Genomic DNA, 21,893 nt, shown 5'->3' with positions numbered 1-21,893 from the left:
TTCATTCAGTGATTAAACAGCGTGTTTATAAATTTTTAATGGATTTTGTGAATATTCTTTCGGACGCTCGATAGATCCAAAATAACAGTAATATTTAAATACGCTATCCAATGAAATATAAAGGATTTTTTGTTCTAATGTAGACCATACTTGGGCATGATTTGAACCTGATAAAGTACTACCACTCAATTGGAATAGATATAAATCATGTGCTTTTTCAATTGAGTTGGACGTGAATTGGTTATCTGAATTGGATAGCACACGATAATTGGAATCAATCCGCCATTTTTCACTAAACCAAAGTTGCAATAGATCACCTAAATACAATTTTTTCTCAGAAAATGGCCAAACATCCAAATAAGTATGTTCAACTTCAAGATAATATTGTTCAGGGTTGTGTAGAATCGAAAGATAGTTTTCTTGATAAAATGAAAAATTTTCAAAAATTTGAGCAACAGTAAGCGTATTCATTCGCTGTCTCCTATTTAGCCATTTTAGTGCTGGCAAGTTGGTTAAATCCACACGGTTTAAGCATTGCTTAAACTCACTTTATAAATTTAATCTAGCAAGCTAAATTTTATATTGCAACCTTTTTGACAGCCTTTTTTTGAATATTTGCATTTTCGTTCAAATAAAAAGCATATAACTTAAAAATGTGCAAAACATGACATGAAAGTCTTGACCACAAAGGATATATCCTTATAATCGCATGCAGATTCTCCAATAGCTCAGTCGGTAGAGCGACGGACTGTTAATCCGCAGGTCCCTGGTTCGAGCCCAGGTTGGAGAGCCAAATACTTAAAAGCCCACTCATTGCGAAGTGGGCTTTTTTTATTGTGAAATATCGATATCAATTGACAAAGCGGTATTACACGAAAGTAAATTGAATAAACGACTGTGATGACATCTAGTTAAAAACAAAAAAGAAGTGAATCAATCACTTCTTTTTAAACATTTAAGCTACTGCTTTACTTGGAACACCACTGTGAAAACGGAAAGTATCATCAGGATCGAGAATTAAATTCTTTTCAACTTCACGTATCAATTCAATCCGTTGCTGAATATCTTCCTCTGGATCTTTCAACTTTGCAGTTTTTGCAACATCCAAAGCAAGCGCAAGGTAGTCTTCATAATGACGAGATTCAGATTTCAACAAATAACGATAATAACGGCCAAGCTCATCATCAACGATCGGTGCCAAAGCATAAAAGCGCTCACAAGAACGTGCTTCAACAAAAGCACCGATGACCAAAACATCAATCAAGGCCTCAGGTTCATAAGTACGAATTTCTTTACGCAAGCCACCTGCATAGCGTCCCGCGCTTAAGCCCTTCCACTCTTGACCACGCTTGGTCATAAATTCTAAAACTTGCTCATAATGCAACATTTCTTCACGAACAAGTTGTGCGAGTTTGATCTGTAAATCAGTAAAAAAACTATAACGGAACATTAAATTCATCGCTGTTCCAGCCGCTTTTTTTTCACAATTTGCATGATCTTGCATGAGCAATGGGAGATTATTCAACGCCTCATCCAACCATGCTTGCGGTGTTTCACAACCCAAAAAAGCAATCACAGGTTGCATGAGTTCATCATAATTAATACTAGACATGACCAATATTCAACAACAAAAATTAAAAAAATTAACCTGCAGCGTTTATCGCTGCTTTCATGTCCTTCACGGCTTGTTCCAAACCAACGAAAACACTTTCCGCAATAATCGAATGTCCAATATTCAACTCATGGATGTGAGGAATGGCAGCAATCGCCGCAACATTCTCAAGATTTAAGCCATGGCCTGCATTGACCACCAAACCTTTAGACACAGCATATTCAGTACCTTGAATAATTCGCTCTAATTCAGCTTGTTGCGCTTCAGCCGTTTCAGCATCTGCGTAGGCACCTGTATGTAATTCGATGGTTGGCGCACCACATGCAATTGCAGCATCAATTTGAGCTATATCGGCATCAATAAACAAAGACACATCACAACCAATGGCAGTTAAAGCTTGGGTTGCAGCTTTCACATCTTCAAAATGTCCAACAACATCTAAACCACCTTCCGTAGTGACTTCTTGACGCTTTTCAGGAACAAAACAAACATGATGCGGTTTAATCTCTTTCGCAAAAGCAATCATTTCATCTGTTACCGCCAATTCTAAATTCATTCTGGTCTTTAAAACAGGGCGCATGCGACGTACATCATCATCTTGAATATGACGGCGATCTTCACGCAAATGTAAAGTAATTCCTTCTGCCCCTGCTTGTTCACAAATTAATGCGGCTTTTACAGGATCAGGATAAGTCGTTCCACGTGCTTGTCTTAAAGTCGCAACATGATCAATGTTTACACCAAGCAATGCAGCCATAACATTTTCCTAATATCAATAAATTTAAAATTAACGATTTACAATTTTCGATTGCGCGTTTTGAATCCAAAGCTGACGACTTTTTAAAGGTCGATCACCGAGTAGTGAAGTAATCATTTGCCGATAAAGCTTTGCCAGTAATTGTAACTGTTCTGCATTAAAATCCCCACCCTTTTCATAATTCAACATCGTGAGGATTTGCTGTCCAGATAATGTTGCGGATGAACGATGTGCAGCTGGTGTAAAGCCTTCTGCCAATTGAAATTGATAGTACTGAGTTGCAATGATCTCTTGTTGATTAGAATCATGTGCATAATCCAAGGGATATCCTAATTCCTCTAATAGTGCATGTTCAAATTGGCGTAAAATTTGCCGAAGAAACACATCAGCCTCAGGATGATCAGCTAATTTTTGTAAATGTTGGAGGGTTAAATGGTATTGCTGAAATGTTTCAGGCATTGTCTCTTCTAAAGGACAAAGCCGTAGAATAACTTCATTCAAATAAAAACCTGAAAAAAAAGCATCACCATAAAAGAAAATGGGTTGATTTAATATTTCCAGTTTAGAAAAATTTTTAAGTTCGGATTTACCAGAAGCTTGTAAAGTAATCGGTTGGTATTGAGGTGGAGGCGTTTGTCGAAGAATACCATCGACACGACCATGCTCTTGCGTAAACAAGTGCACAATATGGCTACGTTCTCTATATTTACGATGATGAATTAAATAACCATGCAAAATTTCATTACGCATTGATCAGTGCTTCATTCACTGATTTGTTGATTAATCATCATTGTCTTTTTTCTTTTCTTCTTCATCATCACCATCGGGGATGACTGCACCCACCACAGCGGCAGTACCCTTGACGACCCCTTTCGTGGTTTTATAGGCAACTTTTACAGGAACTGTCACAATTTTTGTAATACAGCCTTGCAACATCACTACACAAGCAAGAATTGAAATCACTCGAATCATCACAGTTCCTATTTTTAATTTAATGATTAAATATCGCTATAACCTAGGCTTTTTAGCGCACGCTCATCATCAGACCAGCCACCTTTCACTTTAACCCAAAGTGTTAACATGATCTTCTGTTCGAACATTTTTTCCATGTCGACACGAGCATCCATCCCTATTTTCTTCAACTTAGCACCTTTTTCACCAATCACAATAGCCTTTTGCCCTGGACGATCGACAAAAATCGTTGCATCGATGTAAGTACATGCTGCTTTTGGACGACCGGTTTTTTCATTAATGGTCGCTTCTTCAGTTTTAAATGATTCAATTTGTACAGTTAAATCATAAGGTAACTCTTCACCCAACTGACGCATGATTTTTTCGCGAATAATTTCACTTGCTAAGAATCGTTCAGATCGGTCAGTCAACTGTTCCAAAGAATAGAGTGGTGGTTGGAATGGCAAATATTTTTCAATTGCTTCACGCAAATGATCAAGATTCGCACCACGCAGGGCAGAAACAGGAACGATTTCTGCAAAGTTCATTAATTTTGCACGCTCTTGAATCAACGGTAAAATCATGCGCTTATTTTCCAGCGTATCAATTTTGTTGATCACCAGAAGCACTGGCATTTCAGCATTTTTAAGTTTCTCAAGAACTAAATCATCGTTCTGCGTCCACTTTTGTGCATCGACCACAAATAAAACTAAATTCACATCACGCAAAGCAGAATGTGCAGCTTTATTCATCATCTTATTGATCGCACGTACTTCTTTTTTGTGCATTCCCGGCGTATCAACAAAGACAGCCTGAGATTTCGCACGGCTATCAATACCAATAATTTTATGGCGTGTCGTTTGTGGTTTACGTGAAGTAATCGATAATTTTTGACCCAATAAATGGTTCATTAACGTCGATTTACCCACATTTGGACGTCCAACAATCGCTACAAAACCACTACGATAATCCGAAGGAATTTCATAACCTTCTGAACTAAAAAATTGATTAATTAACTCATTGCCATTTTCAGTCGGCTCGTGATCAGCATCATTGTGATCGGAATGTGTATTCATGCAGTTTACTGCTCCAATAGCTTTAAAAAATCCGCCGCAACTGCTTGTTCTGCAAAGCGGCGACTCGATCCCTCACCCATCATTTTAGGCAAGCCATCTATGGTACATTCTACTTTAAAATGTTGATTCGGTGCATCACCCTGAATATCTACAACCTCATAAATAGGAAGCTGTTTTTTACGCGCTTGTAGATATTCTTGTAACCGTGATTTTGGATCTTTCAACTGATCTGTTGGTTCAATGTTTTCAAAATACGGCTCATACCATTTCAAAACAATTGATCTTAATAAAGGTAAATCCTCACAATCGGTATAAATCGCTCCAATAATCGCTTCTACAGTATCTGCTAATATTGACTCACGATGATGACCGCCTGATTTCAACTCACCTGTACTTAAAATTAAACTGGTGCTTAATTTTAAGTCATTGGCAATTTTACCCAATGCCTCCTGACGAACCAAAGTCGCTCGCATACGCGTCAGACGTCCTTCATTTTCAGTCGGATAAGCATGGTATAGATAGTGAGCGATAATCATACCTAACAATGAGTCACCTAGAAATTCTAGGCGCTCATAGTTGTATTTGTGACTCACCGAACGGTGCGTCAGCGCAAGTTGCAATAACTCGTATTGTTTAAACTGATAACCAATTCTGCTTTGTAAGCGAGGATCACTTACTTTCAACTGACCTTTTATCAAAACTCTTCTCGAAAGTGAGGACTATATCGATATTCAGCATGAAATGTTTTCGTACCTCATATTTCTTAGTCACTTGTAAACCATCTTGTGTAGAAACCGTCGCAATATCATCAAACTTAATGTCTCTGATATTATTCATATCAAAGTTTTTACCAATCTCTGATGAAAATTTTGAAGGTGTAATATCTGCAGGGCTATTCTTAATTTGCTCTACAATTTGTTGATCAATTACGTGATCATCCCAATATAAAGGCCATACGGCAACAGTGATTTTCAATATAAAAGCTAATGCTATTATCCCCAATAAAATCCCAATATATGAAGTGCCTTGTTGATTTTTACGCATTTTTTTATCCAACAGGTGAAATTAATAGTCCTTCATTTCAATTGAAACAATGAAAGTTTGACCCAAAAAAGAGTTTCAGCCATTTCATTTATTTCAATTGCCTATAAATTTCTTACATTCCTACATAAACACGAGGTCACAAAAAATTTATTAGGCTTATTATCCTTGAAAGTGACCCAACTTGCTAGTTTAAATCATTTATTGCACTTAATTTTTCTTATGAATCAACGTCTATCAATAGTTTTTGTAGATAAAAATAAAGGCCAATTTTCATTGACCTTGATTTGTTATTTATTCGGGCAAAATCAATTAATCGATTGCACCATTACGATTAAATGAAGGAATTTTAAAGCCTGGCTCTTTATGCATCCAAACATAAATTGCATGACCTGTTAAGTTTTCTTCAGGTACAAATCCCCAAAAACGACTGTCCGCACTTTGGTCACGGTTATCACCCATTGCAAAATAATGTCCTTTAGGAACAGTGACTTCCCAGCTTTCACCATTTGATTTCACAAAACGATCATTCGCAGTAGCCACATACGGCAAGTCTTGCTTTTGTTGCGCATAATTAAATGCACCAATCAAGGTGTTTTGACCTTCCAATAAACGCACCAAATGCTTATGTTGTCCCATTTGCTCATAGTAGTAAATCGATTTAGGTGTATCTAAAATATCTTTTTCACGACTAAATTCAGTTGGAATCTGCTGCACATTTTGACCATTAATTGTCAGCTGACCTTTATTGTATTCAATACGATCACCAGGCAAACCAATAATACGTTTGATATAACTAATCTTTGGGTTTTTCGGATATCTAAAAACAGCGACATCACCACGCTGCGGTTCACCAATATCGATAATCTTGGTATTGGTAATCGGTAAACGGATTCCGTATTGGAACTTATTGACCAAAATATAATCACCTGTTTCTAAAGTCGGTACCATAGAATCAGATGGAATATTAAAAGGTTCGAAGAAGAAAGATCTTAATACCAATACGATCGCTAAAACTGGCCAGAAGTCATACGCCCATGAAATAATGAAATTTTCATTCCCTTTACCTTTGGTTGCACGTTGTTTTAATACAAACTTATCGAGTAACCATAATCCAAAGAATACGAGAGTTACTGGTACGAGAATTAAATTAAAATCAAAATCCATGAGCGATGATACCTCTTATTATCTTTCTACTTTCAATACAGCAAGGAACGCTTCTTGTGGGATTTCAACACTACCCACTTGCTTCATACGTTTCTTACCTTCTTTCTGTTTGGCTAACAACTTCTTCTTACGAGAAACGTCACCGCCATAACATTTAGCCAATACGTTTTTACGCATTGCTTTGACTGTTGAGCGTGCAATGATTTGAGCGCCAATCGCTGCTTGAATTGCAACATCAAACATTTGACGTGGAATCAAATCTTTCATTTTCTCAACCAAAGCAATACCACGATGACGTGCATCATTACGATGACAAATCATGGCCAATGCATCAACTTTGTCACCATTAATTAATACATCAACCTTAACTAAAGATGAACTTTCAAAACGAACAAAGTTATAGTCCAAAGAAGCAAAACCACGCGAACAAGATTTCAAACGATCAAAGAAATCCATAACCACTTCGGCCATCGGGATTTCAAAAGTAACCGATACTTGGTTCCCCAAGAATTTCATATCTTTTTGCACACCACGGCGTTCCATACACAATGTCATGACATTACCCAAATATTCTTGAGGAACAAGGATGTGACATTCTGCAATCGGTTCACGTAAATCTTCAACGGTTGAACCATCAGGCATTTTAGATGGGCTATCGATATAAATCGTTTCACCATTTTTCATTAATGCTTCATAGATTACAGTCGGTGCGGAACTAATCAGATCTAAATCATACTCACGTTCTAAACGTTCTTGTACGATTTCCATATGTAGCATACCCAAGAAGCCACAACGGAATCCGAAACCTAATGCGTCAGAGCTTTCAGGTTCAAAGAATAATGCTGAATCGTTAATTTGCAATTTATGCAATGCATCACGGAACGGTTCAAAATCACTTGCATCAATTGGGAATAAGCCTGCATAAACCTGAGGTTTTACCTTTTTAAAACCTGGTAAAGTAGCAACCTCTGGGGTAGTTGCTAAAGTAATGGTATCACCCACTGGTGCACCAAAAATATCTTTAATCCCCGCAATAACGAAACCAACTTCGCCGGCTTCCAATATTCCTGTTTCAGTATGTTTAGGATTGAAAATACCGACTGAAGTGATAATGTGTGATTGACCTGTTGATTTCATTAACATTTTGTCGCCTTTACGGACACGACCTTGTTTAACACGTACTAAAGAGACAACCCCTAAATAGTTATCAAACCAAGAATCGACAATTAAAGCTTGTAATGGCGCATCACGATCACCTGTCGGTGCTGGAATGACATTCACCAATGTTTCCAAAACACCTTCCACGCCCAGTCCTGTTTTTGCAGAACACGTTGGCGCATCTGTCGCTTCAATACCAATAATTTCTTCAATTTCATGAATAACACGTTCAGGTTCAGCTTGCGGTAAATCAATTTTATTGAGTACCGGAAGAACCTCAAGACCTTGCTCAATTGCGGTATAACAGTTTGCAACTGACTGGGCTTCAACGCCTTGTGCTGCATCAACCACCAGCAATGCCCCTTCACAGGCTGCTAGTGAACGCGACACTTCATAAGAGAAATCGACGTGCCCTGGGGTATCAATAAAGTTCAACTGATACTCTTCACCATTTGGATGCGTGTAATACAGCGTAACCGACGCTGCTTTAATGGTGATACCGCGCTCACGCTCAATATCCATTGAGTCAAGGACTTGCGCTTGCATTTCGCGTGCTTGCAATCCGCCACACATTTGAATAAAACGGTCTGCAAGTGTCGACTTGCCGTGGTCGATGTGGGCAATGATCGAAAAATTGCGTATATTTTTGATATCGACGGATTTTTTAGCTTGCGCCATGGGCTACCTTGAACATATAAATTGCGCTATGTGTGAAGTTAAGATCACATAGCAAAAGCTGATAAATAAATTGCGATGGATTATAGCAGAATGCGGTTATAGAAAAACAAATATATTGTTGTGAATAACGAAAGCATTCACCACATATAAACTTATGCGCAATCGGCATCGCTCATTCAAGCAAAAGTTTAAAAATAAGTCGTGATGTCATGTCTACATTGAAACAACTTTGTTCGTTGATATTTAACTCAACTTGTTGAAATCCATACTTGCGTAAAAGTTGTATCGATTTATCATTTTCAGCATAAACTTCTGCCACCACAAAACTGATTTTCTGAGTAAATAATAAATTTTCTTTGAGATCCAAAAGCATTTGGCTCAAAACTTCTGACATATAACCTTGTTGCCAAAAATCAGGATGCAAATCATACCCAATCACTACGCCATGTTGCCCCTCAGTTTGGATGAGTCTATTTACCCCAAAACTACCGATCAGTTTTCCACATTTCAATCGAATTGCATAACGATAGCCTTGTCGATTTCTAAAGCGCTCATGCATTTTATCAATCAAATCATAAGCCTGATGTACTGATGTAAATTTCTTTACATCATAAAACTCAAGTACAGCATCATTTGAAAATATTGAAAAAATGGCCTCAGTATCTTCATGTTTTAAATCATTTAAAATCAAACGCTGAGTTTCGATCCATTTCAACTGGCTCATAGATATCTCATCTACATCAATATAATCAATCAGCAAACTTTTAGATTGTTGGTATTTAACCCAAAGTAAATGGGTCTATTGTGGCATCAATCGGTTGATAGGCTTGTATAAACGTCGGAGACATGCGCTTAGGTCGCCCAGTAGCAATCTCAATACATGCCCATTTGGTATTGCCCGTAAATAATAAGTTATTATCTTTGGCATTGAAAAATGCATATTGACGAAATGAATATAATGCATTGATATCATACAACCATGTTCGGAGTATGATTTCATCATCTAACAGTGCGGCTTTACGATATTGAACATGATGTTCAACCGCTACCATGGCATGTTTCAATTCTAGATATTGTTCTAATCCCACACCTAATTCTTCGATATGGGCAGATGCCACATCTTGCATCCATTGTACATACACCACATTATTCACATGACCTAAAACATCGATATGTTCTGGTTTTACTTTGATTTTTAAATCAAACACTGAACTCATGTGATCTATCCTTTTCACTCAATCTCTAAAATTGCATTATTTTTACATAAAAAAGCCACTCCGTGAGTGGCTCATTTGCTATTTTAGATGAGAACTTTCAAGTGTTTTATTGAATACGTAAACCAACCATTGCATGTTGACCTTCACGTACAATAGCTACACGAGCAACTGTATTTTTTTGCAATTCAGAAACAGCTTCAACAAAATCATTTGGTGTATTGATTTTCTTATTATTCACTTGGGTAATGATATCTCCCGGAATAATACGTGATTGAGCGGCTAAACCACCTGAAGTCACGTCTTCAATAAAGACTCCACCTTTTAGCCCCAATTTATTCTTTTCAGGTTCAGATAGGCCACGAATAGCCACCCCTAAAATTGGCCCTTTACGTGGTTTAGTTATAGTGGTTGAATCATTTTTCGCAGGTGTGTCATCAGGAGCAGATGCCAAGGTTGCGGTAATGACTTTTGGTTTGTCATCACGTAAAACCTCTAACTGAACAGATTGCCCTGGCTGAGTACGATTTAAATAGTTCAATAATTCAGAAGTACGCGAAATAGGTGAACCATTATATTTCATGATCACATCACCTGCTCTAAAGCCTGCTTTAGATGCTGGAGAGTCAGGTGTAACTTGGGTAATCAATGAACCTTCTGGTTTATCTAACTTATAAGCTTCAGCTAAATTACGATCAATGTCTTGTAGCATAATACCAAGGAAAGAACGAGACACTTTACCATTCTTTTTCAATTGATCGACAACATCCATTGCGACATCAATAGGAATAGAGAATGACAAGCCCATATAGCCTCCCGTACCACTAAAAATACGAGAGTTTACACCAACCACTTGCCCTTGTTGGTTAAACAGTGGACCACCAGAGTTACCTGGGTTTAAGGCCACATCGGTTTGGATAAATGGAACAGATGTTTCACCCATCATATTACGAGATTTGGCACTGACAATCCCTGCGGATGCTGAATAATCAAAACCAAAAGGTGAACCAATTGCAAGTACAGGCTGACCGACTTTAAGTTGGTCTACATTACCAATACTCAATGATGGATAATTATTGCCTTCAACTTTCAGCAAAGCGACATCTGTACGTTCATCACTACCCACCACTTTCGCATCAATTTCACGACGATCATTCAACATAATCGTTACTTTAGATGCATCTTCAACCACGTGATGATTGGTGAGTAAGTAACCATCTTTACTGATAAAGAATGCGCTACCATAAGCCGTCTTTTCTTGCGGCGCACGCTGTTGTGGAATAATGATCTGATTGCCAAAAAAACGCTTAAGAATCTCAGGGACTTGTTGCTGCAACAACTCTTCTTGAGATAATTTTTTAACAACATTCACGCTCACAACAGCAGGACTAACTTGTTCAACCAAATTAGAAAAATCAACTGGTGTTGAAGCTTGTACTTGTGATGTGACTGCAGCGATAGAAAATGCTGCCGCATACATTCCTTTTTGTATTAGACCATTACTCATTTATCACGAACCTACGTCTTATGTTTTTTTGCTTGAAAAATGTTTGTAACATATTAATTGATATCTTTGCGTAATAATATGTTTTCATTTTTTTATAAAACAAGACTTTACTTAATATAAGCTTAAAACAAGCGTTTATGATGTATTTAGACTAAAATCTGAACCCTGTGACTATTGTATTTTCCTGAAAAAAAGAGTGTTATTAGCAGACTTTTTTCAAATTAGCTGATGGACATGTCTAATTTAAACACAACACATCAATTTGATGTGATTATTGTGGGCAGTGGTGGTGCAGGCTTAAGTTTAGCTTTATCACTCCCTGAACACTTCAATATTGCTGTTTTAGCTAAATCGACTTTGACTGATGCAAGTACTTATTATGCACAAGGTGGTGTAGCTGCTGTACTTGATGAAACAGATTCTATTCAACAGCATATTGATGACACAATGATTGCAGGCGCACAACTTTGTGAATTAGATGCGGTGAAACAAACAGTTGAAGGTGGTCGTCCATCCGTAGATTTCCTTCTCAATCATGGTGTGCAATTTACACTAGATGAAGATGAGCAACTGCATTTAACACGTGAAGGTGGACATTCTCAGCGTCGTATCATTCATGCAGCAGATGCAACTGGAAAAGCCATTTCAACCACGCTAGTACAAAAAGCGCAAGAAAAACAAAATATTCATATTTTCGAAAACTTCATTGCCATAGACTTAATTACAACACATAAATTAGGCGATAAAACAGCAACAAATCGTGCTGTCGGACTGTATGCGCTTGATGAAGTGAATGAAAAAGTTCATACCTTTTTAGCGCCCTTCACTGCTTTGGCATGTGGTGGCGCAATGAAAGCGTATTTATATACTTCGAATCCTGATATTGCGACTGGGGATGGTATTGCGATGGCCTATCGTGCAGGTTGTCGAGTGGCCAATATGGAATTTAATCAATTCCACCCTACCTGCTTATATCATCCACAAGCACGTTCATTCTTAATTACGGAAGCAATGCGTGGTGAAGGTGCTTATTTACGTTTACCAAATGGCGAACGTTTCATGCTGCGTTTTGACGAACGTGCTGAACTTGCGCCACGTGACATTGTTGCACGTGCAATCGATTTCGAAATCAAACGCTTAGGTATTCGTCATGTTTGGTTAGACATTACGCATAAACCTGCGGACTTTGTCAAAGAACACTTTCCAACATTGTATGCTCGCCTACTCGAACTCGGTATCGATATCACTACAGATATGATTCCTGTGGTTCCTGCAGCACATTATACTTGCGGTGGCGTGGTTGTAGATGAAAATAGCCAAACTGATCTAGCAGGCTTATATGCAATTGGTGAAACCTCTTATACAGGTTTACACGGCGCAAATCGTATGGCAAGCAATTCATTATTAGAGTGTTTTGTATATGGAATGAGCGCTGCAAAAGATATACAAGCAAAATATAATACGAATTTTGACGTCCCAAATGTACCTGACTGGGACGCAACTCAAGTCTCTAATCCTGATGAAGATGTTGTGATCTTGCAAAACTGGGATGAACTACGTCAAACCATGTGGAACTATGTCGGTATTGTCAGAACGACTAAACGCCTACAACGTGCATTGCATCGTATTGAAATGCTTAAAAAAGAAATTACTGAATATTATCAAGATTATTATGTCAGTAAAAACTTGATTGAACTACGTAATTTAGTCATGGTTTCTGAAATGATTGTACGCTGTGCCATGCAACGTAAAGAGTCACGTGGCTTACATTACACCTTAGATTACCCAGAGCTTTCACCTGAATTAAGGAAAACTGTGCTCACACCACCAAACTTTGCAGTGGAAACACCATTGGTCAATGAAGGGGTTTAAAACTAAATTTTAGCGACCAAAGTTTAGTTTTTATCATTCAAAATAAAGGTATCTTAACAGTATAAGGTGCCTTTATTTTCTATACAAAATATCGGATATTTCAATTTTTTTATTGATTAGCATAATAAATTTGGTGTGCAGTTTGAAAAGTTTGTACATGTAGTTGAACCAAATCCTCCAGATTTTGATAGCCTCCTGCCAAAACAAACATGATTGGAATCCCTTGCTTTTTGGCCATATTAAAGACAATTTCTTCTCTTTTTTGAATTAACTCAGCTGTAAACCAAGCAGAACCATAAGGATCAGCTTGATGACAATCCATGCCTGCTTGATAAATAATAATATCGGCTTTCCAATCTTCTGCGCGCTGAAAAGCTTCATGCAAAGCAACCATATATTGAGCAAAACTACCGTTTTTCGTATGCACATGCCGACTTTCAGCACGCTCATAGGTCGGATAACCAAAAGCAAGACCATAAATACTAAAATTATATAAATTGTCTAATCTTCGGGTGAACTCGGCAGTTCCATCGCCACCATGTTGGTCACAATCGAGGATAAATATTCTTTTGTTGGGGTACTGTTGAGCAATCAGCGCCAGCCCATTAAAGGTACAATATGATCCACCATACTCATAAGCCGCATGATGAAATCCTTGTGCAATATTCGCAGCGATACCATGCTCAAAAGCCAAAGCTGTCGCCATCAACTGACCTGAGTTGATGGTTAAAACAGCATCTCTTAACTGCTCATTCCAAGGTTTAAACCCTGCAAATGTCGCTAACTTTTTAGGTTCACCTGTCAAAAATGCATCCACATATTTAGGTGCATGCAACGCTCTTAAAATTTCAGGATCAATCGGTTTTGGTTCGTGGAATTTATAGTCATCAAATTGCTGTAATTTTTCAGCCACTGCAACCAACTTCTCCATACTATTGGTATGTGTTTCGGCAAAATAGTGTGGAGAAAAACATACATTTAGCATATCGATTATCCAAAACTTAGTGCGCTTAATTGAGATATTGCAACATCATTTAACTGTTTTAACAGCGTTGTATCTGGACTAAAAAGACCATTCTTTACTTGTTGTTCAAAATGCGTTGTGAAGGCTCGTTTACGATTTTCAGGTGAAATCGCCAAAGTCGTCAATCGCAAAAACCAAAAACCCTGAATGGCTTTGTAAGGAATAATGTATCCCTTAAATTTCTGGTTTGGCGTTTTATCTTCAATCTGCTCAATATCATAATCCACAGAAAATAAAGAACCGATCGGAATACGAATCCCATTCATAATCAACGGTTGCAAGTTGATACATGAATGATTATCCCCCATATTCATTTTTTCAATGAGTAGCGGACGATTTTGCTCATCTACAAAAATATTGATTGAGCCTTGTCTCAACATCGAACCATGTGCAATTTTAAGAAAAAACGTTTCAGCCATAGGGCAAGAACCCACTTTGGGTTTTTCACTCAACGTTTGTATTTCTGTAAAACCTGTTTCTTGCGCTGTTTTAGGCAAAATAACATCTTCTAACATACTACAAATAACTTTACTCTCTTCGAGCTGGGCTTGTTGTGAAACTTTTCTTAAATTTTCTTGAATTAAAATTTCTTGTTCAACAAGCTCTTTAAATTCATCATTTTTTGCAGTAGTCAAAAAATCACGAAGAGATGGATTGTGATCGAGATTATGCCAATCTTCGATGTCTAAACCATATAGATTTTTTTGATCGATTATTTTCTTTAATTTTTTAAAATCATAATCTTTAAATATTTTTAAATCAGTCGCTTCAACAACATCACGTGGAAAATTAATGAATTCCGCCAAAACTCGTGTAGCCTGCGTATAACCACAGCCACGGCGTTCGGTTTGATGTGAATAGTGTTCATTTAACATTTCTGTCAGTTTGTCTGATAAAGGAAAAACCTGTTCCTTAAACAAATGAACAACTTCATGATCCAATGACATCTTAATCATTCCATACAAATTATTAAATTTAGAATTTGATTTCCGTTTATTATAAACAGCTTAGCATTGTGAATATAAGAGTACAATTACAATAATAGCTTCGATAAACCAATCTCATAATACATATACTTTTCATGCTTATTGAAATAAACATGAATGTATGAGAATTGTTTAAAATAATGATATGACAGCAAAAAACGAAAAAAGACTGTTAAACCTAGCCTATACTTTGCGGTGGAATTGAATATGTTCCAGTCACATGCGCAACAGGATCTTCTGAATCCACCGAATAAATCCATACTTCTCCCACCACCAAGGCCTTACCTACTTTCATTAATTTACAAATACCGCGCAGGTCAGTCCCACCTGTCGGTTTCCGTAAAAAATTAATATTCATATTGGTCGTCACGGCTAAACCAACTAAACCTATTTCTCCCATGATGGCGACATAGAGTGCAAAATCAGCCAATGCCATCATGGTTGGCCCTGAAATCGTTCCTCCTGGGCGTAAATCAGCTTCAGCAACTTTCCAAAGTAAGGTTGCCCCTTTGTCGGTCACCGCTTCAATTTCACAGCGTTCAAGACTTGGGCTAAAGAATTGTTGTAAAAACTGTACGATTTCTTGTTTTGAACTTTTCATAAAATAATGTCTTTACATTGCGATTACTTAGACAATATAAAGACATTTGATATTGGATGCATTAGCGATTAAGTTAAAAAATTACATCATAAATAACTCAATTTATCATTCTCTTAAATTTTTAAATAAACGATGAGGACCTTGTCTACTTTAAATAATCAATTGCATCTGCAAAAACTTGCTCTGGGGTTTGGGTTGCGTCCAAACGCTTCATCCGTTGCGAATCTCGCATATGAATTTCCGCAAAACCACTGCGTACAGATTCAAAAAATACCAGTTTTTCTTGCTCAAAACGATCCAGTGCACCACGCTCACGTGCGCGCGTCATGCCTAACTCAATCGGTGCATCTAACCAAAAAGTAATATCAGGCATCCGTACAACAAAGTTCTCATTTAAAAGCTGTAGCTTGTCGCGACTCAAACCACGACCTGCACATTGATATGCAAAACTAGAATCAACAAAACGATCACATAATACAATCTTGCCTTCTGCCAATGCTGGCAGGATCACATTTTGCAAATGCTGCGCTCGAGCTGCATACATCAACAATAACTCTGTATCGTTGCTCATTTGCTCATCATGATTCACCGAAAGCAATAATGAACGAATTTGCTCCGCTAAAGGTGTACCCCCCGGTTCACGGCTAAGCACAACATCTTTACCTTGTTGTTGAAAATGATCAAATAGTTTGCGAATGAGGGTGGTTTTTCCAACGCCTTCTGTACCTTCAAAGCTGATAAACATACTCATTCCTTAATTTTTAGCTCGCATAACTTCAATATATTCCTGCACCGCACGATTATGGTCTGGTAAATTCGAAGTAAATTTATGCCCACCATTCCCCGTTGCAACAAAATAAATATTTTCTGAATCATCAGGATGTAATGTTGCCTCAATCGCTTTTTTACTCGGCAATGCAATCGGTGTTGGCGGTAAACCATTGATCGTATAAGTATTATAAGCTGTTGGTGTACGTAAATCTTGTTTAGAAATCTTACCTTGATATTTATCACCCATACCATAAATCACAGTTGGATCTGTTTGTAGGCGCATACCCAGTTTCAAACGGCGATAAAACACCCCTGAAACTTGACGTAACTCACTGTCTACACTGGTTTCTTTTTCAATAATAGAAGCCATAATCAAGGCTTGATATTTATCTTTATAAGGTAAGTTAGGCGCACGTTTTTCCCAAGCTTCATCTAAAATTTTCATTTGACGTTGATATAAATCTGTCAAAATTTGCTTATCTGTTGCACCTTTATCAAAGAAATAAGTATCTGGTGCAAATAATCCTTCAGGATGATCATAAGGAATGTTTAAGGCTTTTAACATTTCAGCGCTCGGTAAATTCACTACCGATTTTTCAACCAATGGATCTTTTTTAAGCGCCTGCACCAATTGTTTAGCTGTCGTGCCTTCTATCACCAAAAGACGACTCATTTGCGCATTTTCAATATCAGAAACCATTTCTAATACTTGGCGCATATTCATGCCTTGTGTGACTTCATACACCCCTGCTTTCATGGTGTCATGAATAAAAATTTTACGATAAAGTTTTAAAATAATTGGAAAACTGACTTTATCTTCTTCTGCCAATTGGTCGATAAAACCTGTATACGTTTCACCATTACTAATCGACAACTTTTGTTTTTGCCCTTCGACAGGATAAGGTTTAAAAATACTCATTCTTAAAATGATTGCACTGAGGATCAAAAGCACAAGCAAAATGATCGCAATACCTTTATGTTGCATTTTATTGGTGGCTTTATCTTGAACTTTCTTTTTAGGTTTAGACTTAGATTTAGCTTGCGACATGAGTATTAAACTGACTTAAATGTAAAGTTTCAAATAACTCAACACAAGGTTGAGTGTCTAAAGTTTGATGATTCAAGTTTTTTGCAATTTTCATCGGACTTAAAGCATTGCAAAAAAATAAACTTTGCACTTGCCGAATTTCGTCCATATCCACAAAACGCTGCTCACATGAAACACCAAAATGTTGCATTCGTGACAAAATTTCCGCACGCATTACACCATGTACCCCATTATAACGAAGTTCTGGCGTAATCCATGTATTGTTTATTTGAATAAAACAATTACTGCTCACACCTTCAACAACTGAGCCTTGCACATCTGTCACCAAAGCTTCTAACCACCCCTTCTCCGCAGCTTCTTTTTTCAACATGACTTGTTCTAAGCGGTTTAAGGTCTTTAACCCAACAAGATTCGGCATCATCAGGCCAATTGCTTGATCTAACACACCACTTTGTATGTATTCAGGCTGAAAATCTTCAGTGCTTTTGGGATAATACAATACATAAACATCTGCATCATGCTCAGGCATCGCATAACCACGATCGCTTTCACCACGGCTTAGCATGATTTTTAATGTACCATTCAGTACTGAAAACTGTTGTTGTAGTAAAGCTATACTGTGTTCCAGTAAAGCTTGATTAAATTTTAAAAATAATCGTTCTGAAGCCAGCGCTAAGCGTGCCCAATGTAAATCTTTCAACTCTAAAATATTGTGATGAAATCTAGCTGTGGTAAAACAACCATCCCCATAATGAAATGCTCGATCCAAAAGTGGTATTGAATCAACTTGTTGAGCATTTTTAAGACAAATCATCACAGTGCTTACCTCGAGTCTTTGCGCAGATTTTAATAACGATATACATAAAAGCTATTTCTTTTTAATTCATATAAAATTCGTTTTTTATTATTTTTTATGAATAAAGACTAGCGTTATGCTCACCCCATATTAACGAACTTCTGAAAAATTTGGGGACTCAACCATGCAATTTTCAAAATTAAAATTAGCAGTCGTCGCAACGCTTCTTTCTGCTTCAACTTATTCAATCGCTGCTAAAGACTTTTTAAATGTCTCTTACGACCCAACGCGTGAGTTATATGACAACTTTAACCAACAGTTCGCAAATTATTGGAAGTCTAAAACTGGCCAAGACATTAACTTTAAACAATCACATGGTGGCTCAGGAAAACAAGCACGCGCTGTGATTGATGGTTTACAAGCTGATGTCGTAACTTTGGCACTAGCAGCCGATATTGACGCAATTGCACAAAATAGCAACTTATTACCCAAAGATTGGCAAAAGAAATTCCCTCAAAACTCTACACCATATACTTCAACAATCGTGTTCCTTGTTCGTAAAGGAAACCCTAAAGCGATTAAAGACTGGGGTGATTTGGTTAAACCTGGTGTTGAGATTGTCACACCAAACCCTAAAACTTCAGGCGGTGCACGTTGGAACTATTTAGCAGCATGGGCTTGGGCAAAACATAAATATGGTTCAGATGCAAAAGCTCAAGAATTTGTTCGTCAAATTTATAAACAAACCAAAGTTTTAGACTCAGGTGCTCGTGGTTCAACAACGACATTTGCTGAACGTGGTATAGGTGATGTGTTATTGGCTTGGGAAAATGAAGCTTTCTTGGCAACTCGTGAACAACCTGGCAAATTTGAAATCATTACTCCATCGCTTTCAATTTTGGCTGAGCCACCTGTAGCCATCGTTGAAAAGAATGCTGCAAAAGATGGCAATTTGAATTTGGCTAAAGCGTATTTGAACTACTTATACTCGCCTGCTGGACAAGAAATTGCTGCGAAAAATTACTATCGCCCACGTAATGCAGCAACGTTGAAAAAATATGCAGCGACCTTCAAACCACTGAAATTAGTCACGATTGATAAAGAGTTTGGTGGTTGGACGAAAGTACAAAAGCAGCATTTTGAAAATAACGGGATATTTGACCAAATCGTTAAGGCAAATAGTAAATAACCTATAGCGCGAGTCGTAAACAGGAGCATTGTCATGGTACATACAGTTATTGTTCCCGGCGTTGGTGGAAGTGATCAAACTCACTGGCAATCTTGGTTGGAAAATCAGTTGCAACACCGTACTCGTGTTCAACAAAAGAACTGGAATAAGCCCATTCTTACACAATGGGTGAAAGAACTGATCACAGTATTAGAGGCAACCGATGATAAAATTCAAATCGTTGCACATAGCTTTGGTTGTTTAACCAGTCTGGCTGCCTTGGATGAAGCTCCTGAGCTTGCTCAAAAAGTTAAAAAACTGATTTTGGTTGCCCCAGCAAACCCTAAGCGCTTTGGTGTGAATGGGTTTGCAACCGACAGCATCGGTGATTATCAAGGTTATTTTTATGGCTTAAAAACACCTGTGCCAACCACAATGTTAATCAGTGAAAACGATCCTTGGTTTGCTTTTGATGAAGTCAATGCACTTGCAGCAGCTTGGAACATCAAACCAATCAATCTTGGGAAAGTTGGACATATTAATGTTGCATCGGGTTTTGGGCCTTTTCCAGAAATTTTCAATTACATCATTTCTGAGAAAAAACATGCCATTATCAGTAAGCCTGATATCAAAAAGTTATTTTTTAAATTTGCATTTTAACTGATGCCTCTTAAGCTTTGCCCAATTCATTTTAATTTTGCTTATTGATTTCAATAAGCTTTCTCTCTTTTGAGGAGTCATCATGTCGCAGCGATCCCGAGTGCTGCCAGGATTTGGTCTTTCACTAGGCTTCACCCTAGCGTATTTATCTTTAATTGTTCTGATTCCATTAGCTGCTGTTTTTATCAAATCACTCGGTGTAGGCTGGGATGGTTTTTGGGAAATCATCAGCTCAGAACGTATTTTAAAATCATTACAACTCAGTTTTAGTACAGCCATCGTTGCGGCATTGGTCAATGTAGTTTTTGGTTTATTACTGGCTTGGTGTCTGGTTCGTTACTCATTTCCAGGGAAGCGCATTGTCGATGCATTGGTTGATTTACCATTCGCATTACCTACCGCAGTTGCGGGTATTGCACTTACTTCGTTATACGCACCTACAGGTTGGATCGGCCAATATCTTGAACCACTTGGAATTAAAGTTGCTTATACCCCTATCGGTATTACTTTAGCCTTGATTTTTATTGGTATTCCATTTGTTGTTCGTACTGTACAGCCTGTTTTAAGTGACTTAGAAACTGAATTAGAAGAAGCCGCTTCAGCACTGGGTGCCAATCGTTTGCAGATTGTGAGCAAAATTATTCTACCGATTCTATTTCCTGCCTTGTTGACTGGTTTTGCACTGGCATTTGCACGCGGCGTTGGAGAATATGGTTCAGTCATTTTCATCGCAGGTAACCAACCTTTTGAAACTGAAATTGCACCGCTTATGATTATTTCCCGTCTAGAAGAATATGATTACGCAGGTGCAACAACGATTGCCGTTGTCATGCTGGTTATTTCTTTCTTTATCTTGTTCTTAATTAATTTAGTACAGGCATGGGCGAGTCGCCGCACTGGGAGAACAGCACGATGAGCTTAAATACCAACAGCAATGCCTTAGCGATAAAATTACAGTCACGTGATGCAACACGTGAACCAACGTGGGTTCGCTATACTTTAATCACCATTGCTTTAATCTTTTTCTTAAGCTGTTTGATACTGCCGTTGATTTTGGTTTTTGTTGAAGCCTTCAAACAAGGTATCTCTGTTTATTTCGAAGCTTTGGTCAATCCAGATACTTTATCTGCAGTGAAATTAACCTTATTAACAGCAGCGATTGCAGTTCCGCTGAATGTCGTTTTTGGTGTAGCAGCAGCATGGTGTGTGGCGAAGTTTAACTTCCGTGGAAAGTCAATTCTAACCACTATTATTGATACGCCCTTTTCTGTATCTCCAGTCATTGCGGGTTTAATGCTCGTCCTGATTTTCGGCTCACAAGGCTGGTTAGGTGGATGGTTAATGGATAATGACATTAAAATCCTTTATGCGACACCTGCCATCGTATTAGCGACCGTCTTTATTACTGTACCTTTTGTTGCTCGTGAGTTAATTCCTTTAATGGAGGCACAAGGTACAGAGGAAGAAGAAGCAGCTATTGTCTTAGGTGCATCAGGTTGGCAAACCTTTTGGAAAGTTACCCTTCCAAATATCAAATGGGGCTTAATTTACGGTGTGATCTTGTGTAATGCACGTGCAATGGGTGAGTTTGGCGCTGTGTCTGTTGTATCCGGACACATCCGAGGCGAAACCAACACCTTACCGTTACATGTTGAAATTTTATATAACGAATATACCTTTAGTGCAGCGTTTGCGGTGTCTTCACTGCTGGCATTGTTGGCAATTTTCACATTGATTCTCAAAACATGGGTTGAATACCGCCAAGAGAAACAAAATCGTGAAAACAAAGAATCTACAACTTCTTAA

At 37.9% G+C, this 21,893-nt stretch carries 24 protein-coding genes and 1 tRNA gene; 6 read left to right on the top strand and 19 right to left on the bottom strand.

Going from position 1 to position 21,893, the window contains the following annotated elements; genetic code table 11:
- Positions 1-12: 12 nt before the first annotated feature.
- The gene (locus D7V20_RS05370) at positions 13-471 is read right to left on the bottom strand and encodes a hypothetical protein (protein WP_120383293.1); all 459 of its coding nucleotides are present in this window, start codon (positions 469-471) and stop codon (positions 13-15) included.
- Positions 472-717: 246 nt separating this feature from the next.
- On the opposite strand from D7V20_RS05370, the gene D7V20_RS05365 reads away from it, so the two are divergent.
- A tRNA-Asn gene (locus tag D7V20_RS05365) sits at positions 718-793 on the top strand.
- Positions 794-955: 162 nt separating this feature from the next.
- Here the strand turns inward: D7V20_RS05365 and miaE are convergent.
- The 12 genes from miaE to D7V20_RS05305 form a co-directional block, all read right to left on the bottom strand.
- Positions 956-1,612: a tRNA-(ms[2]io[6]A)-hydroxylase gene (miaE, locus tag D7V20_RS05360; protein WP_120383292.1), complete on the bottom strand. Its 657-nt coding sequence runs from the start codon at positions 1,610-1,612 to the stop codon at positions 956-958.
- A 31-nt stretch (positions 1,613-1,643) separates the two neighbouring features.
- Positions 1,644-2,369 (bottom strand): pyridoxine 5'-phosphate synthase, encoded by a 726-nt coding sequence (gene pdxJ / locus D7V20_RS05355; protein WP_120383291.1) that lies wholly within the window; start codon positions 2,367-2,369, stop codon positions 1,644-1,646.
- A 30-nt stretch (positions 2,370-2,399) separates the two neighbouring features.
- Positions 2,400-3,119, bottom strand: a complete 720-nt coding sequence (gene recO / locus D7V20_RS05350) for a DNA repair protein RecO (RefSeq protein ID WP_120383290.1) — start codon at positions 3,117-3,119, stop codon at positions 2,400-2,402.
- Between the two features lie 30 nt (positions 3,120-3,149).
- A complete protein-coding gene (locus D7V20_RS05345) occupies positions 3,150-3,341 on the bottom strand; it encodes an NF038104 family lipoprotein (RefSeq protein WP_120383289.1) in 192 nt (63 codons plus the stop codon).
- A gap of 26 nt (positions 3,342-3,367) precedes the next feature.
- Positions 3,368-4,396, bottom strand: coding sequence for a GTPase Era (gene era, locus D7V20_RS05340; RefSeq protein ID WP_120383288.1), 1,029 nt, complete (start codon positions 4,394-4,396; stop codon positions 3,368-3,370).
- Positions 4,397-4,401: 5 nt separating this feature from the next.
- Positions 4,402-5,094, bottom strand: coding sequence for a ribonuclease III (rnc, locus tag D7V20_RS05335; protein WP_120383287.1), 693 nt, complete (start codon positions 5,092-5,094; stop codon positions 4,402-4,404).
- Positions 5,066-5,440: a DUF4845 domain-containing protein gene (locus D7V20_RS05330; protein ID WP_120383286.1), complete on the bottom strand. Its 375-nt coding sequence runs from the start codon at positions 5,438-5,440 to the stop codon at positions 5,066-5,068. The genes rnc and D7V20_RS05330 overlap by 29 nt, the downstream gene beginning before the upstream one ends.
- Before the next feature lie 309 nt (positions 5,441-5,749).
- On the bottom strand, positions 5,750-6,604 hold the full coding sequence (lepB, locus tag D7V20_RS05325) for a signal peptidase I (RefSeq protein ID WP_120383285.1): 855 nt from the start codon (positions 6,602-6,604) through the stop codon (positions 5,750-5,752).
- An 18-nt stretch (positions 6,605-6,622) separates the two neighbouring features.
- A complete protein-coding gene (gene lepA / locus D7V20_RS05320; protein ID WP_120383284.1) occupies positions 6,623-8,440 on the bottom strand; it encodes a translation elongation factor 4 in 1,818 nt (605 codons plus the stop codon).
- Positions 8,441-8,612: 172 nt separating this feature from the next.
- The gene (locus tag D7V20_RS05315) at positions 8,613-9,164 is read right to left on the bottom strand and encodes a GNAT family N-acetyltransferase (RefSeq protein WP_120383283.1); all 552 of its coding nucleotides are present in this window, start codon (positions 9,162-9,164) and stop codon (positions 8,613-8,615) included.
- Positions 9,165-9,219: 55 nt separating this feature from the next.
- The gene (locus tag D7V20_RS05310) at positions 9,220-9,657 is read right to left on the bottom strand and encodes an acyl-CoA thioesterase (protein ID WP_120383282.1); all 438 of its coding nucleotides are present in this window, start codon (positions 9,655-9,657) and stop codon (positions 9,220-9,222) included.
- A gap of 106 nt (positions 9,658-9,763) precedes the next feature.
- Positions 9,764-11,161: a Do family serine endopeptidase gene (locus tag D7V20_RS05305; RefSeq protein WP_120383281.1), complete on the bottom strand. Its 1,398-nt coding sequence runs from the start codon at positions 11,159-11,161 to the stop codon at positions 9,764-9,766.
- 228 nt (positions 11,162-11,389) lie between these two features.
- Between D7V20_RS05305 and nadB the strand changes: the two genes are divergently transcribed.
- Positions 11,390-13,033 (top strand): L-aspartate oxidase, encoded by a 1,644-nt coding sequence (nadB, locus tag D7V20_RS05300; RefSeq protein WP_120383280.1) that lies wholly within the window; start codon positions 11,390-11,392, stop codon positions 13,031-13,033.
- A gap of 109 nt (positions 13,034-13,142) precedes the next feature.
- Here the strand turns inward: nadB and D7V20_RS05295 are convergent, their stop codons facing one another.
- From D7V20_RS05295 to pabC, 6 genes are all read right to left on the bottom strand, one after another.
- A complete protein-coding gene (locus D7V20_RS05295; protein ID WP_120383279.1) occupies positions 13,143-14,018 on the bottom strand; it encodes an arginase family protein in 876 nt (291 codons plus the stop codon).
- A 5-nt stretch (positions 14,019-14,023) separates the two neighbouring features.
- Positions 14,024-15,004, bottom strand: a complete 981-nt coding sequence (locus tag D7V20_RS05290; protein WP_120383278.1) for a hypothetical protein — start codon at positions 15,002-15,004, stop codon at positions 14,024-14,026.
- A 217-nt stretch (positions 15,005-15,221) separates the two neighbouring features.
- Positions 15,222-15,644, bottom strand: a complete 423-nt coding sequence (locus D7V20_RS05285) for a PaaI family thioesterase (protein WP_120383277.1) — start codon at positions 15,642-15,644, stop codon at positions 15,222-15,224.
- Between the two features lie 145 nt (positions 15,645-15,789).
- On the bottom strand, positions 15,790-16,389 hold the full coding sequence (gene tmk / locus D7V20_RS05280) for a dTMP kinase (protein WP_120383276.1): 600 nt from the start codon (positions 16,387-16,389) through the stop codon (positions 15,790-15,792).
- A 9-nt stretch (positions 16,390-16,398) separates the two neighbouring features.
- Positions 16,399-17,463 (bottom strand): endolytic transglycosylase MltG, encoded by a 1,065-nt coding sequence (gene mltG, locus D7V20_RS05275; protein ID WP_120383275.1) that lies wholly within the window; start codon positions 17,461-17,463, stop codon positions 16,399-16,401.
- Positions 17,450-18,277: an aminodeoxychorismate lyase gene (gene pabC, locus D7V20_RS05270; RefSeq protein WP_120383274.1), complete on the bottom strand. Its 828-nt coding sequence runs from the start codon at positions 18,275-18,277 to the stop codon at positions 17,450-17,452. The genes mltG and pabC overlap by 14 nt, the downstream gene beginning before the upstream one ends.
- 166 nt (positions 18,278-18,443) lie before the next feature.
- Between pabC and D7V20_RS05265 the strand changes: the two genes are divergently transcribed.
- From D7V20_RS05265 to cysW, 4 genes are all read left to right on the top strand, one after another.
- Positions 18,444-19,448: a sulfate ABC transporter substrate-binding protein gene (locus tag D7V20_RS05265; protein WP_120383273.1), complete on the top strand. Its 1,005-nt coding sequence runs from the start codon at positions 18,444-18,446 to the stop codon at positions 19,446-19,448.
- A gap of 33 nt (positions 19,449-19,481) precedes the next feature.
- Complete coding sequence (locus D7V20_RS05260) at positions 19,482-20,087, top strand: RBBP9/YdeN family alpha/beta hydrolase (RefSeq protein WP_120383272.1); 606 nt, start codon at positions 19,482-19,484, stop codon at positions 20,085-20,087.
- 82 nt (positions 20,088-20,169) lie between these two features.
- Positions 20,170-21,003: a sulfate ABC transporter permease subunit CysT gene (cysT, locus tag D7V20_RS05255; RefSeq protein ID WP_120383271.1), complete on the top strand. Its 834-nt coding sequence runs from the start codon at positions 20,170-20,172 to the stop codon at positions 21,001-21,003.
- On the top strand, positions 21,000-21,893 hold the full coding sequence (gene cysW, locus D7V20_RS05250; RefSeq protein ID WP_120383270.1) for a sulfate ABC transporter permease subunit CysW: 894 nt from the start codon (positions 21,000-21,002) through the stop codon (positions 21,891-21,893). Before cysT ends, cysW begins: the two co-directional genes overlap by 4 nt.

It is taken from the genome of Acinetobacter rongchengensis (assembly GCF_003611475.1).
Lineage (GTDB): Bacteria > Pseudomonadota > Gammaproteobacteria > Pseudomonadales > Moraxellaceae > Acinetobacter > Acinetobacter rongchengensis.
Note: the sequence above shows the minus strand (reverse complement) of the source record. Positions and strands in the feature narration are given on the sequence as shown.